The organism is Streptomyces sp. Ag109_O5-10 (assembly GCF_900105755.1).
Lineage (GTDB): Bacteria > Actinomycetota > Actinomycetes > Streptomycetales > Streptomycetaceae > Streptomyces.
Window position 1 is genome coordinate 1597921 of sequence record NZ_FNTQ01000001.1, and the last position, 13764, is coordinate 1611684.

General features: G+C 70.6%; 10 protein-coding genes. 7 read left to right on the plus strand and 3 right to left on the minus strand.

All coding sequences use genetic code 11. The features are described 5' to 3' along the window. Positions 1–305: 305 nt before the first annotated feature. The 3 genes from BLW82_RS07345 to sucC are packed head-to-tail and all read right to left on the minus strand — an operon-like array spanning position 306 to position 3903. Positions 306–1841, minus strand: coding sequence for an aldehyde dehydrogenase family protein (locus BLW82_RS07345; RefSeq protein ID WP_093498046.1), 1536 nt, complete (start codon positions 1839–1841; stop codon positions 306–308). 2 nt (positions 1842–1843) lie between these two features. Beyond that, positions 1844–2761, minus strand: coding sequence for a succinate--CoA ligase subunit alpha (sucD, locus tag BLW82_RS07350; RefSeq protein ID WP_093498047.1), 918 nt, complete (start codon positions 2759–2761; stop codon positions 1844–1846). An 11-nt stretch (positions 2762–2772) separates the two neighbouring features. Further along, positions 2773–3903, minus strand: coding sequence for an ADP-forming succinate--CoA ligase subunit beta (gene sucC / locus BLW82_RS07355; RefSeq protein WP_093498048.1), 1131 nt, complete (start codon positions 3901–3903; stop codon positions 2773–2775). Positions 3904–4102: 199 nt separating this feature from the next. On the opposite strand from sucC, the gene BLW82_RS07360 reads away from it, so the two are divergent. From BLW82_RS07360 to BLW82_RS07390, 7 genes are all read left to right on the plus strand, one after another. Then, positions 4103–5785, plus strand: a complete 1683-nt coding sequence (locus BLW82_RS07360) for a thiamine pyrophosphate-binding protein (RefSeq protein WP_093498049.1) — start codon at positions 4103–4105, stop codon at positions 5783–5785. Between the two features lie 12 nt (positions 5786–5797). After that, a complete protein-coding gene (gene frc / locus BLW82_RS07365; protein WP_093498050.1) occupies positions 5798–7030 on the plus strand; it encodes a formyl-CoA transferase in 1233 nt (410 codons plus the stop codon). Positions 7031–7034: 4 nt separating this feature from the next. Then, positions 7035–9179, plus strand: a complete 2145-nt coding sequence (locus BLW82_RS07370) for an acetate--CoA ligase family protein (RefSeq protein WP_093507905.1) — start codon at positions 7035–7037, stop codon at positions 9177–9179. A gap of 124 nt (positions 9180–9303) precedes the next feature. Next, the gene (locus BLW82_RS07375) at positions 9304–10692 is read left to right on the plus strand and encodes an OFA family MFS transporter (protein ID WP_093498051.1); all 1389 of its coding nucleotides are present in this window, start codon (positions 9304–9306) and stop codon (positions 10690–10692) included. Between the two features lies 1 nt (position 10693). Then, the gene (locus BLW82_RS07380) at positions 10694–12091 is read left to right on the plus strand and encodes an OFA family MFS transporter (protein WP_093498052.1); all 1398 of its coding nucleotides are present in this window, start codon (positions 10694–10696) and stop codon (positions 12089–12091) included. Positions 12092–12283: 192 nt separating this feature from the next. After that, complete coding sequence (locus tag BLW82_RS07385) at positions 12284–12643, plus strand: VOC family protein (RefSeq protein ID WP_256215691.1); 360 nt, start codon at positions 12284–12286, stop codon at positions 12641–12643. A 100-nt stretch (positions 12644–12743) separates the two neighbouring features. Then, on the plus strand, positions 12744–13733 hold the full coding sequence (locus BLW82_RS07390; RefSeq protein WP_093498053.1) for a hypothetical protein: 990 nt from the start codon (positions 12744–12746) through the stop codon (positions 13731–13733). The last annotated feature ends 31 nt before the right edge of the window (positions 13734–13764 follow it).

Below are 13764 nucleotides of genomic sequence, written 5' to 3' on the forward strand. Positions count from 1 at the left end.
TGTCGCGCGACCGGGGGTGTTCCCCGCGGCGACATGGACAACAATACCAAGCTTTCGGAGTGCCTTTCACCTGCGTTTCCGTCGGCTCCGGTGCAGGTGGGGGGCGGGTCACGGGGCGTGGCGGGTCCGTCACCGGGTGGGCGGCGGCGGGCGGAAGCGGCGCCCGGCGGTCCGCCGGGGGCGGTCGCCGGGCACGCGGACGTCCGGAACGTGACGGGGCCGGGGGGGCGCACCGGCACCCGGGCGCGCCCGGGTGGCGGGCGCGCCCGGGTGGCGGGCGCGCCACGGCGCGAGGGGGCGCGCGGTCAGGGCATCAGCTGGTACTCCGGGAAGTTCCCCGGCAGCCGCTCCCCCACCGGCCCCCGGGTCACCGCCCGCACCAGCAGTTCCCCGCCGACGAAGGCGCCCCGCCAGGACGCGCCGAAGCCGCCGAAGAGCTCGTCGCGGTCGCCGCGGGAGCGTGGCGTGCCGTGGCCGATCTTGAAGGCGCGGATCTGCGGGGCCAGGCGCGCGAAGGTGGCCTCGTCGTCGGTGGAGAGCGTGGCGACCAGCGCGCCGTTGGAGGCATTCATGGCGGCCAGCAGTTCGGCCTCGGTGTCGACCAGGACGATCGTGTCGACCGGGCCGAAGGGCTCCGCGTGGTGCAGGGGTGAGGAGGGCGGCGGGTTGAGGAGGGTGACCGGGTGGACGTACGACGACGTGTCCTGGCCGGGCAGGAAGCGGGCGTCGGCCGCACTGCCGCGGTGCAGCGGGACGGCACCGCGGTCGACCGCCTCGGCCACCTGGTCGGTCAGGTCCTTGGCCTTGGCCGCGTTGATCAACGGCCCGAAGTCCAGCTCCGGGAGCGGGTCGGCGGGGTCGGCGACCGCCAGCGGGTGGCCGACCCGGAGCCGGCGCACCGCCGGGAGGTAGGCCGTGAGGAACTCGTCGAACAGCTCGCGCTGGACGACGAAGCGCGGGTAGGCGGTGCAGCGCTGCTTGCCGTAGTCGAAGAGCTTGGGGACGACGGCGGTGAACGCGGCCCAGTCGGTGAAGTTCCAGATGCCCCAGGTGTTGAGTCCCTCCTGTTCCAGTACGTGCCGCTTGCCGAGGTCGGTGACGGCCGTGGCCACTGCCGCTCCGGTGTCCCGGCCGCCGACGAAGGAGACGCAGCCGATCTCGGGCGCCCGCACCAGCGCCTCCGACAGTTCGCGCCCGCTGCCGCTGACCAGCGTCACCGGCAGGCCCTCCCGGGCGGCCAGTGCGCAGGCCAGGGTGAGGCAGGCGACCCCGCCGTCGGTCGGGGTCTTCGCGACCACCGCGTTGCCCGCCAGGGCCTGGACCAGTACCGCGTGGACCAGCACGCTCATCGGGTAGTTCCAGCTGGCGATGTTGGACACCGGCCCGTCCAGCGGGGCCCGTCCGGCGAGCATCGGTCCGATGCCGTCGACGTACCAGCGCACCCCGTCGATCGCGCGGTCGACGTCCGCCTGGGCCAGCCGCCAGGGCTTGCCGATCTCCCAGACGAGCAGCAGGGCGAGAAGTTCGCGGTGTTCGGTGAGGGCGTCCAGGGTGGCGGCCACCCTGGCCCGGCGCTCCTCCAGCGGGACGTGCCGCCAGGCGCGGTGCTGGTCGAGGCAGGCGCGGACGGCCCGGTGCGCGGTGGTGTGGTCGAGGCGCGGGGCGCCGGCGATCGGGCTGCCGTCGACGGGGCTGGTCGCGGGGAGCGGACCGCCGTCGGGCTGCCAGGCGCCGGCCCAGAGGTTGAGGACGCGGTCGTCCCGGAAGGCCTCGGGGGCGAGGGAGAGGCAGCGTGCCCAGGCGTCGTCCCAGCCGGTGCCGGGCTTGCGGACGAGGACCATGGTCAACTCCCCGCTTTCAGGAGCTCCAGCACGAGCCGGGCGGTCTCGGTGGGCGTGCTCCCCACCCGCACCCCGACCGCCTCCAGCGCCTCCTGCTTGGCCCGGGCGGTGCCGGCCGCGCCGGAGACGATGGCGCCCGCGTGGCCCATGGTGCGGCCCTCGGGCGCGGTGAACCCGGCGATGTAGCCGACGACCGGCTTGGTGACGTGCTCCCGGATGTAGGCGGCGGCCCGTTCCTCCGCGTCGCCGCCGATCTCCCCGATGAGGACGACGAGTTCGGTGTCGGGGTCGTCCTCGAAGGCGGCCAGGCAGTCGATGTGGCTGGTCCCGACGACCGGGTCGCCGCCGATGCCCACGCAGGTGGAGAAGCCGACGTCCCGCAGCTCGTACATGAGCTGGTAGGTCAGCGTGCCCGACTTGGAGACGAGGCCGATGCGGCCGGGCTCGGCGATGTCGGCGGGGATGATGCCGGCGTTGGACTGGCCGGGCGTGATCAGGCCGGGGCAGTTGGGCCCGATGATCCGGGTGCCGTTCCGCCTGGCGTACGACGTGAAGGCCACCGAGTCGTGGACCGGGATGCCTTCGGTGATCACCACCGCGAGGCCGATGCCGGCGTCGGCCGCCTCCAGGACCGCCGCCTTGGCGAAGGCGGGCGGCACGAAGACGACGGTGACGTCGGCGCCGGTCGCCGCCATGCCCTCGGCGACCGTGCCGAAGACCGGGACGGCCGTGGGGGCACCGCCCAGGCCGTTCGGGCACTGGGGGACGTCGAAGTCGACGGTCCGGCCGGCCTTGCGCGGGTTGACCCCGCCGACGACGTCGGTTCCGGCGGCGAGCATCCGGCGGGTGTGCTTCATGCCCTCGCCGCCGGTCATGCCCTGGACGAGGACCTTGCTCTCCTTGGTGAGATAGATCGCCATGACAGGACTCCTCAGGCGGTGGTGGCGAGTTCGGCGGCGCGGCGGGCGGCGCCGTCCATGGTGGTGGCCTGTTCGACCAGGGGGTGCGCGCGGCCGTCGAGGATCGCCCGGCCGCGGGCCGCGTTGTTGCCGTCGAGCCGGACCACCAGCGGCCTGGTCAGCCGGACGGTCTCCAGGGCCTGCACGATCCCGTCGGCGACTGCGTCGCACGCGGTGATCCCGCCGAAGACGTTGACGAAGACCGACTTCACGGACGGGTCGGAGAGGATCACCGAGAGTCCGTCGGCCATGATCCGGGCGGAGGCCCCGCCGCCGATGTCGAGGAAGTTGGCGGGCCGCGCACCGCAGCCGGCCACCACGTCCAGGGTGGACATCACCAGGCCGGCGCCGTTGCCGATGATGCCGACCTCTCCGTCGAGCTTGACGTAGTTGAGTCCCTTCGCGGCGGCCGCCGCCTCCAGCGGGTCGTGGTGCTCACCGTCGTCGGCGCCCCAGCGGGACTGCCGGAAACGGGCGTTGCCGTCAAGGGTGACCTTGCCGTCGAGGGCCAGGATCCGGCCCTCTCGGGTGCGGACGAGCGGGTTCACCTCGACGAGCAGCGCGTCCTCGCGGACCAGTACCTGCCAGAGCCGTACCAGGACGTCGACGGTCTGCGGCGGCAGTCCGGCGGCGTCGGCGATCTCCTGGGCCTTGGCGGAGGTGACGCCGGCCGCGGGGTCGACGGGGATCCGGGCCACCGCCTCCGGGCGGGTCGCGGCCACCTCCTCGATCTCCGTGCCGCCCTCGGCGGAGGCGATCGCGAGGAAGCCGCCGGCCGCCCGGTCGAGGACGTAGGAGACGTAGAACTCGCTGTCGATGTCGACGGGTTGGGCCAGCATCACCTTGCCGACCGTGTGGCCCCTGATGTCCATGCCGAGGATCTGCCGTGCCGTGAGTTCCGCCGCGGCCGGGTCGGCGGCGAGCTTCACGCCGCCCGCCTTGCCCCGGCCACCGGTCTTGACCTGCGCCTTCACGACGACCCTGCCGCCGAGTCGGCGGGCGATCTCCCGGGCCTCCTTGGGCGAGTCGGTGACCTCGGCCCTCGGCACCACGATGCCGTGGTCTTCGAAGAGTTCCCTTGCCTGGTGTTCGTACAGGTCCATTCCGGCTCCTGTCTGCGAAGTCCGTCGAGAAGCCGTCGAGAGGCCGAACGAGGCCGAACTCCGACGACTGAAAAGTGCCGCACGCCCCCTGGACACCACCCACCGGATGCGGGATAACAAGGTTCATACAGTATTCGTCGACTGTATGCAATGTACCGCGAGAGCGTTCCAACCCCCTACGAAGGGACAGGACTTCGCCATGCCCGACGACACCCAGGACGTGATTTCCGGTGGTCATCTCGTTGCCAAGGCGCTGAAGGCCGAGGGGGTCGACCGCATCTACACCTTGTGCGGCGGCCACATCATCGACATCTACGACGGCTGCGTCGACGAGGGCATAGAAGTCGTCGACGTCCGCCACGAGCAGGTGGCCGCGCACGCCGCCGACGGCTACGCGCGCCTCACCGGCAGGCCGGGCTGCGCGGTCGTCACGGCCGGTCCGGGTACGACCGACGCCGTCACCGGGGTCGCCAACGCCTTCCGCGCGGAGTCCCCGATGCTGCTGATCGGCGGCCAGGGGGCGCTCACCCAGCACAAGATGGGCTCCCTGCAGGACCTGCCGCACGTCGACATGATGACGCCGATCACCAAGTTCGCGGCGACCGTCCCGGACACCGCCCGCGCCGCCGACATGGTCTCCATGGCGTTCCGCGAGTGCTACCACGGCGCGCCGGGCCCCTCCTTCCTGGAGATCCCCCGCGACGTCCTCGACGCCAAGGTCCCCGCGGAGAAGGCGCGGGTGCCCAGGGCGGGCGCCTACCGCGCCTCGACCCGTTCGGCCGGCGACCCCGAGGCGATCGAGAAGCTCGCCGACCTGCTCGTGCACGCCGAGAAGCCGGCCATCCTGCTCGGCAGCCAGGTCTGGACGACCCGCGGTACCGCGGACGCCATCGAGCTGGTGCGCACCCTCAACATCCCGGCGTACATGAACGGCGCGGGGCGCGGCACCCTGCCGCCCGGCGACCCGCACCACTTCCAGCTCTCCCGCCGGTACGCGTTCTCCAACGCCGACGTCATCGTGATCGTCGGCACGCCCTTCGACTTCCGCATGGGCTACGGCAAGCGTCTCTCTCCCGCCGCGACCGTCGTCCAGATCGACCTCGACTACCGCACGGTCGGCAAGAACCGGGACATCGACCTCGGGATCGTCGGAGACGCGGGGCTGGTCCTGAAGTCGGTGACCGAGGCCGCCTCGGGGCGTGTCGACGCGGGTGCCTCCAGGCGCAAGGAGTGGCTCGACGAGCTGCGCGCCGCCGAGCAGACCGCGCTGGAGAAGCGGCTGCCGAGCCTGAGGTCGGACGCCTCGCCCATCCACCCGTACCGCCTGGTCAGCGAGATCAACGACTTCCTCACCGAGGACTCGATCTACATCGGCGACGGCGGCGACATCGTCACCTTCTCCGGGCAGGTCGTGCAGCCCAAGTCGCCCGGCCACTGGATGGACCCCGGCCCGCTCGGCACCCTCGGCGTCGGCGTCCCCTTCGTGCTCGCCGCCAAGCAGGCCCGCCCCGACAAGGAGGTGGTCGCCCTCTTCGGCGACGGCGCCTTCTCGCTCACCGGCTGGGACTTCGAGACCCTGGTCCGCTACGACCTGCCCTTCGTCGGGATCGTCGGCAACAACTCCTCGATGAACCAGATCCGTTACGGCCAGGCGGCCAAGTACGGCATCGAGCGCGAGCGGGTCGGCAACACCCTCGGGGACGTCCACTACGACAAGTTCGCCCAGATGCTGGGCGGTTACGGCGAGGAGGTCCGCGACCCCGCCGACATCGGCCCCGCCCTGCGCCGGGCCCGGGAGTCGGGCAAGCCGTCGCTGATCAACGTCTGGGTCGACCCGGACGCGTACGCCCCCGGAACCATGAACCAGACCATGTACAAGTGAGGTGGAACGCCCATGACCGCCAAGGCACTTGAGGGCATTCGCGTCCTCGACATGACCCACGTCCAGTCGGGCCCCTCCGCCACCCAGCTGCTCGCCTGGCTCGGCGCCGACGTCGTCAAGCTGGAGGCGCCGACCGGTGACATCACGCGCAAGCAGCTGCGCGACCTCCCGGACGTCGACTCCCTCTACTTCACGATGCTCAACTGCAACAAGCGGAGCATCACCCTCAACACCAAGACCGAGCGCGGCAAGGAGCTGCTGACCGAGCTGATCCGCCGCTCCGATGTGATGGTGGAGAACTTCGGCCCCGGCGCGGTCGACCGGATGGGGTTCACCTGGGACCGCATCAAGGAGATCAACCCGCGGATCGTGTACGCGTCCATCAAGGGGTTCGGGGACGGCCCGTACACCAACTTCAAGGCGTACGAGGTGGTCGCCCAGGCGATGGGCGGGTCGATGGCCACCACCGGCTTCGAGGACGGCCCGCCGCTGGCCACCGGCGCGCAGATCGGTGACTCGGGCACCGGAGTGCATACGGTGGCCGGGATACTGGCGGCACTCTTCCAGCGGGAGCACACCGGCCGCGGCCAGCGCGTCAACGTCGCCATGCAGCACGCCGTACTGAACCTGTGCCGGGTCAAGCTGCGCGACCAGCAGCGGCTCGCGCACGGCCGGCTCGCCGAGTACCCCAACGAGGACTTCGGCGACGAGGTGCCCCGCTCCGGCAACGCCTCCGGCGGCGGCCAGCCCGGCTGGGCGGTCAGGTGCGCGCCGGGCGGCCCGAACGACTACGTGTACGTCATCGTGCAGCCGGTCGGCTGGCAGCCGATCACCCGGCTGATCGGCCGGCCGGAGCTCGCGGACGACCCCGAGTGGGCGACCCCGGAGTCCCGGCTGCCCAAGCTCAACAAGATGTTCCAGCTGATCGAGGAGTGGTCCTCGACGCTCCCCAAGTGGGAGGTGCTGGAGCAGCTCAACGCCCACAGCATCCCGTGCGGGCCGATCCTCTCCACCAAGGAGATCATCGAGGACGAGTCGCTGGTCGCCAACGAGATGGTGGTCACCGTCCCGCACCCCGAGCGCGGTGAGTTCGTCACCGTCGGCAGCCCACTCAAACTCTCCGACTCCCCCGTGGACGTCACCAGTTCACCGCTGCTCGGCGAGCACAACGAGGCGGTCTACATCGGTGAACTCGGCCTCGGCGACGAGGAGCTGCGCCTGCTCAAGTCGAACGGAGTGATCTGACGTGATGGCAGAGGACCGGGAGCTGCGGGTCCGGGAACTCCTCGACTCGGTGCGCGCGCAGGGCCGTACGGCACTCACCGCGCCGGAGGGCAAGGTGGTCGCCGACGCGTACGGGATCGCCGTACCGGGCGAGGAACTGGCCACCGACGTCGACGAGGCCGTGGCGTACGCGGCGCGCTTCGGCGGACCGGTGGTCATGAAGATCGTGTCGCCGGACATCCTGCACAAGACCGACGCGGGCGGAGTCGTCGTCGGGGTGGAGGGCGCGGCGGACGTGCGGGCGGCCTTCCACCGGATCGTCGAGAACGCTCGTGCCTACGACGCCGACGCACGCATCGAGGGCGTCCAGGTCCAGGAGTTGCTGCCGAAGGGCACGGAGGTGATCGTCGGCGCGGTCACCGACCCGACCTTCGGGAAGGTCGTCGCCTTCGGGCTCGGCGGGGTGCTGGTCGAGGTGCTGAAGGACGTGACCTTCCGGCTCGCGCCCGTCTCCGCCGACGAGGCGCTGTCGATGCTGGACTCCATCGCGGCGGCCGAGGTGCTGCGCGGGGTGCGCGGGCAGGCCGGGGTGGACCGGTGGGCGGTCGCCGAGCAGATCCGCCGGGTCTCCCAACTGGTCGCGGACTTCCCGGAGATCGCCGAGGTGGACCTCAACCCGGTGATCGCCACGCCGCAGGGCGCGGTCGCCGCCGACATCCGGATCATCCTGGCCGAGCACCAGCCCGCGCCGCGCAGGAAGTACTCCCGCGAGGAGATCCTGGAGAGCATGCGCCGGCTGATGCAGCCCCGCTCGGTCGCCGTGATCGGCGCCTCCAACGAGCAGGGCAAGATCGGCAACTCGGTGATGCGCAACCTCGTCGACGGCGGCTTCGCCGGGGAGATCCATCCGGTGAACCCCAAGGCCGATGACATTCTGGGCCGCAAGGCGTACAAGAGTGTCACGGACGTTCCCGGTGAGGTGGATGTGGCCGTCTTCGCCATTCCCGCCAAGTTCGTGGCAGCGGCGCTGGAGGAGGTGGGCCGGAAGAAGATCCCCAACGCCGTCCTGATCCCGTCCGGCTTCGCGGAGACCGGCGAGCACGAACTCCAGGAGGAGATCGTCGCGATCGGCGAGCGCCACGGCATCCGCCTCCTCGGCCCGAACATCTACGGCTACTACTCCACCTGGCAGGACCTGTGCGCCACGTTCTGCACGCCGTACGACGTGAAGGGCGGCGTGGCGCTGACGTCCCAGTCGGGCGGCATCGGCATGGCGATCCTGGGCTTCGCGCGCACCACCAAGACGGGTGTGTCGGCGATCGTCGGCCTCGGCAACAAGTCGGACCTGGACGAGGACGACCTGCTGACCTGGTTCGGCGAGGACCCGCACACCGAGTGCATCGCGATGCACCTGGAGGACCTGAAGGACGGCCGCGCGTTCGTCGAGGCGGCGCGGGCGACCGTACCGAAGAAGCCCGTCGTCGTCCTCAAGGCGGGCCGTACGGCGGCCGGTGCCAAGGCGGCCGGTTCGCACACGGGCGCGCTCGCGGGCGACGACGCGGTGTACGACGACATCCTGCGGCAGGCGGGCGTCATCCGGGCACCGGGCCTCAACGACATGCTGGAGTACGCGCGCGGCCTGCCGGTGCTGCCGCCCCCGCAGGGCGACAACGTCGTGATCATCACCGGCGCGGGCGGCAGCGGCGTCCTGCTGTCCGACGCGATCACCGACAACGGCCTGACCCTGATGGAGATCCCGCCCGACCTGGACGAGGCGTTCCGCCGCTTCATCCCGCCGTTCGGGGCCGCCGGCAACCCGGTGGACATCACGGGCGGCGAGCCGCCGTCGACGTACGAGGCGACGATCCGGCTGGGTCTTGAGGACCCGCGGATCCACGCGCTCGTCCTCGGCTACTGGCACACCATCGTCACGCCGCCGATGGTGTTCGCGGAGCTGACCGCGCGGGTGGTCGCGGAGTTCCGGGAGCGGGGCATCGAGAAGCCGGTCGTCGCCTCGCTCGCGGGGGACGTCGAGGTCGAGGAGGCCTGCCAGTACCTGTACGAGCGGGGGGTCGTGGCGTACCCGTACACGACCGAGCGGCCGGTGGCCGTGCTCGGCGCCAAGTACCGCTGGGCGCGGGCGGCCGGACTGTTGGGGGGCGGCTCATGACGTAGGTGCGGGAGGGAGCCGGCCGACGGTGCGCGTCGGCCGGCCCCGGGACCCGAGCGCGCACGAAAGGCATTGGACAGGGGGCGCTGGCCAGAACTTTCGACGCAAGGGGTGCTGAACGAACATGTCATCCATCGATCTCACGGCGTCCGTCCCCTACAGGGAGGTGACGGACCGCAACGGCCGCAGGTACCGGATCGGCGAGACAGACGTCGATCTGATGGGCCGGACACGCAAGTGGATGGTCATCCTGCCCTGGGTGGGCATGATGGGCATCAGCTCCGCCGAGTACGCGTTCACGTCGGCGGAGGACACGCTGCACGAGGCGCATCTGTGGAGCAGCGGGCACATCTTCTGGCTGATGGGCGTCTGGGTGTTCTTCCAGGCGGCCGTGGCCTTCCCGGCCGGGCAACTGCGGGAGAGCGGACGGCTTCCCGCCCGTACGGCCATGCTGATCGGCGCGGTCGGCACGCTCCTTGGCTATGTGTCGCTGGCGTTCGCGCCGAACGTGGTCGTCGCCTATCTCGGCTTCGGCATGTGCAGCGGCATCGGCGCCGGTCTCGTCTACGCGACCTGCGTGAACATGGTCGGCAAGTGGTATCCGGAGCGCAAGGGCGGCAAGACGGGCTTCGTGAACGGCGGTTTCGCCTACGGGTCCGTGCCGTTCGTGTTCCTCTTCACCTCGGTCCTCGACCTGAGCAACTACAGGGTCGTGCTCACCGCGGTCGGGGTCGGGCTGTGCCTGGTGGTGGCGTCGGCCGGCTGGTTCTTCAAGGACCCGCCGAAGAACTGGTGGCCGCCGCACGTCGACCCGCTGAAGGCCACTCAGGATCCCAGGATACGGCGGGCGTTGGAGAAGAACCCGCCGGCCGTCAAGCAGTACACACCCAAGGAGGCCGCCCGTACGCCCGTCCTGTGGATGATGTGGTTCTGTCTGCTCTGCACGGCCGGGATCAACATCTTCGGCATCGCCTTCCAGGTGCCGTTCGGCAAGGACATGGGGTTCGCGGGCGGGATCGTCGCCACGGCCATGTCCCTGAAGGCGATCGTCAACGGCACCGGGCGCGGCGTCATCGGCTGGATATCGGACCGCTACGGCCGCCGCAACACGCTCATCATCGTGTGCATCGTGCTCGGCACCGCGCAGTTCGGCGTGCTGGTCTCCGGCCAGATGCACAGCATGCCGTTCTTCCTGTTCTGCTCCATGGTCTCCGGGTTCGGCGGCGGGGCGATCTTCCCGCTCTTCGCGGCCATGACGGCGGACTACTTCGGCGAGAACAACAACGCCACCAACTACGGAATGGTCTACAGCTCCAAGCTGATCTCCGGCCTGGTGGGCTCCGGTCTGGGCGCGGTCGTCGTCGGTGAGTGGGACTACCACGGCGCGTTCGTGCTCGCGGGCTCCGTCGGCCTGGCCTCCGCAGTGCTGGCCCTCTTCCTCAAGGCACCGGGCAGGCCCAGCGCCCGGCGCATCGTCCCCAACCCGCAGCCGCTCGGCGAGGAGATGGCGTGACATGACGGCAGACCCTGTAGCCACGAACAGCACGGACGCCGGAAGCCGCCCGTACCGCGAGGTCACGGACGCCCGCGGCCGCGTCTACCGGATCGGCGAGACCGACCGGGACATCCTCGGCCACTCCCGCAACATCATGGTGTACCTCCCCTGGACAGCCATGATGGCCATCAGCGTCTTCGAGTACGCGTACGGCTCCGCGGAGGACACGCTGTCCCACGCGCACGGCTGGACGCAGTCCAACACCTTCTGGATCCTGAGCGTCTGGGTGTTCTTCCAGGCCGGCATCGCCTTCCCGGCGGGCTGGCTGCGCGAGAAGGGCGTCCTCACCGCACGGCGCGCCATGTACACCGGCTCCGGGATGTGTCTGATCGGCTTCCTGGCCCTCTCCCACATCAGCGAGATCTGGCTGGCGATCATCGGCTTCGGCGTGATCGGCGGCCTGGGCTCCGGCCTGGTCTACGCGACCTGCATCAACATGGTCGGCAAGTGGTTCCCCGAACGCCGGGGCGCCCGCACGGGGTTCGTGAACGGCGGCTTCGCGTACGGCTCGCTGCCCTTCATCTTCATCTTCAACTACGCCTTCGACACGGCCAACTACCACCGGGTCCTGGACCTGATCGGCGCCTACGTGATGGTCGTCGTCCTGGTCACCGCGTTCTTCTTCAAGGACCCGCCGAAGAACTGGTGGCCTGCCGACGTGGACCCGCTCACGCACGCGACCGACACCAGGACCGGTGCGGCCCTCACCAAGAACCCGCCCGCGGTACGCCAGTTCACGCCGAAGGAGGCGATCCGCACGGGAATGCTCCCCCTGATGTGGATCTCCATCGTCATGACGGCCGGCGTCTCGATCTTCGGCATCTCCTTCCAGGTGGACTTCGCGAAGGACGTGGGCTTCGGCCCGCTGGTGGCGGCCTCCTCGATGGGCGTGATGGCGGTCATCAACGGCATCGGCCGCGGCGTGGTCGGCTGGCTCTCCGACCGCCTGGGCCGCAAACCGACCCTCGTCTTCGTCATCGTCGTCCTCGGCCTCGCCCAGTTCGGCGTGATCTGGGCCGGTGACATCAAGAGCGAGTGGCTGTTCCTGTTCTTCGCCTTCCTCTCCGGCTTCGGCGGCGGCGCCTTCTACCCGCTCTTCGCCGCCCTCACCCCGGACTACTTCGGCGAGAACTACAACGCCACCAACTACGGCCTCGTCTACAGCGGCAAACTCATCAGCGGCCTCTTCGGCGGCGGCCTCGGCTCCATGGTCGTCGGCGCCTGGGGCTACAACGGCGCCTACGCCCTGGCCGGCGGCATCTCGATGCTGGCGGCGGGGGTGGCACTGCTGCTGCGGCAGCCGGGGCGGGGTGCGGCCACCATGGCGGGGGTGATGCAGCCGCAGACGGCTACCTGACGGGTTCCGCCGAACCTCGGGGCGAGGTGTTCCCGACGGCTGAGTCCCGGACCCGGGTCCGGGACTCAGCCGCTTCCGGATACGGCCTTCGCCGCCGGCCCGGACAATGCTGCTCCCGGTCCGGAAGGCGGTAGATCGGCTCGTCGGTCTGTTCGACGCAGGACCCCGGCGCCGATCCCGAACAATCGACATGTGGTGGGGAACCGCCGTCGAGGCATCGGCCCCGCGCTCCTGGCCCGCTTCTACTCCGAGCTGCTGGATTGGCCGGTCGTGCACGAGGAGTCCGGGGCGGCTGTCGTCGCCCCACCCCAGGAAGCCGTGTACATCGTCTTCCAGGAGGCCTCCGGTTACCGGCCGCCCACCTGGCCGCCGGCCGTCGGTGAGCAGCGCGAGATGACGCATCTCGACTTCCAGGTGGCCGACCTGGACGCGGCGGTGGGCGAGGCCGTCGCCCTGGGGGCGCGGTTCGCGCCGGATCAACCACAGGACCACGTACGGGTGCTGTTCGATCCCGCCGGTCATCCCTTCTGCCTGTGCCGGGACGACGGGTAGGAACAGGAATGGAGCCGCGAAATTCGTACGCGCTGAGTGCGCGGCGTCCCGTAGATTCCCGGCGGAGGCCCGCCCGAGGTGCTCCGGGTTGGGGGCATCCATGACCGTGAAGTCGATACCGGTGAAGTCGGCGCCGAAGTCGCTGATGTGGGAGGGCGACGAACTGGTCTCCGCGGTCGGGGGCGGTCGGCGCTGGGACCGTGACGGGGTGGAGCACACGGCGTCCTTCACGTGGAGCTTCCCGTTCGACGCCGGGACCGCCTCGGCCTCGGGGCACTACTCCGCGGTGTACCAGGAGCGTGGCACCAAGGCGGTGCTGGTCGGAGGCGAACGGACCGTGCGGGAGCTGAACCGCAGCTACTACCACGCGCCGGACTACGACTATCCGCTCGCCCTGGGCGCGTTGGGCGACGGTCGCGAGGTCGTCGTGCACTGCCCCGACGAGTACAACGTCCTGCAGATCGAGGATGCCGCGAGCGGCGAGCGGCTGACCGCCGGCGGGCGGGAGCCGGAGGACGTCTTCCACTCCAGGCTGAGTCTGAGCCCGGACGGCCGGTACCTGCTCTCGGTCGGCTGGGTCTGGCAGCCCTTCGGCATGGCCCTGGTCTACGACACCGCGCTCGCGCTCAGCGACCCCGGCACCCTGGATGGCGACGGTCTGTTGCCGATATCGGCGGTCATGACCGCCGAGGTGACGGCGGGCTGCTGGCTCGACGCCGACCGGCTGGTGCTGGCGACGGGAGCTGAGGAGTGCTACGAGGAGGAGACGGCCGGGCTGCCGCCGCGCCACGTCGGGGTGTGGTCCGTGTCCGAGGGGCGCTGGCTCCACCGCAGTCCCGTCGGCGATGCCGAGCCGGGGGTGCTGTTGGTGCCCCGTGGCGACCAGGTGCTCTCGTTCTTCGGCCACCCGCGGCTGCTCGACCCGGTCACCGGGCGCATCGTGGCGGAGTGGCCGGAGGTCGCCGTGCCCGTCAAACCGACCTGCTTCGGCTACCGGCGTGTTCCCACCCCCGTCGCCGCCCTCCACCCCGACGGCACCCGGCTGGCCGTCGCGACGGCGGAGGGCATCGCTCTCATCACGCTGCCGTGAACCGCCCGGCCGGGACGGACACGGCCCGCGC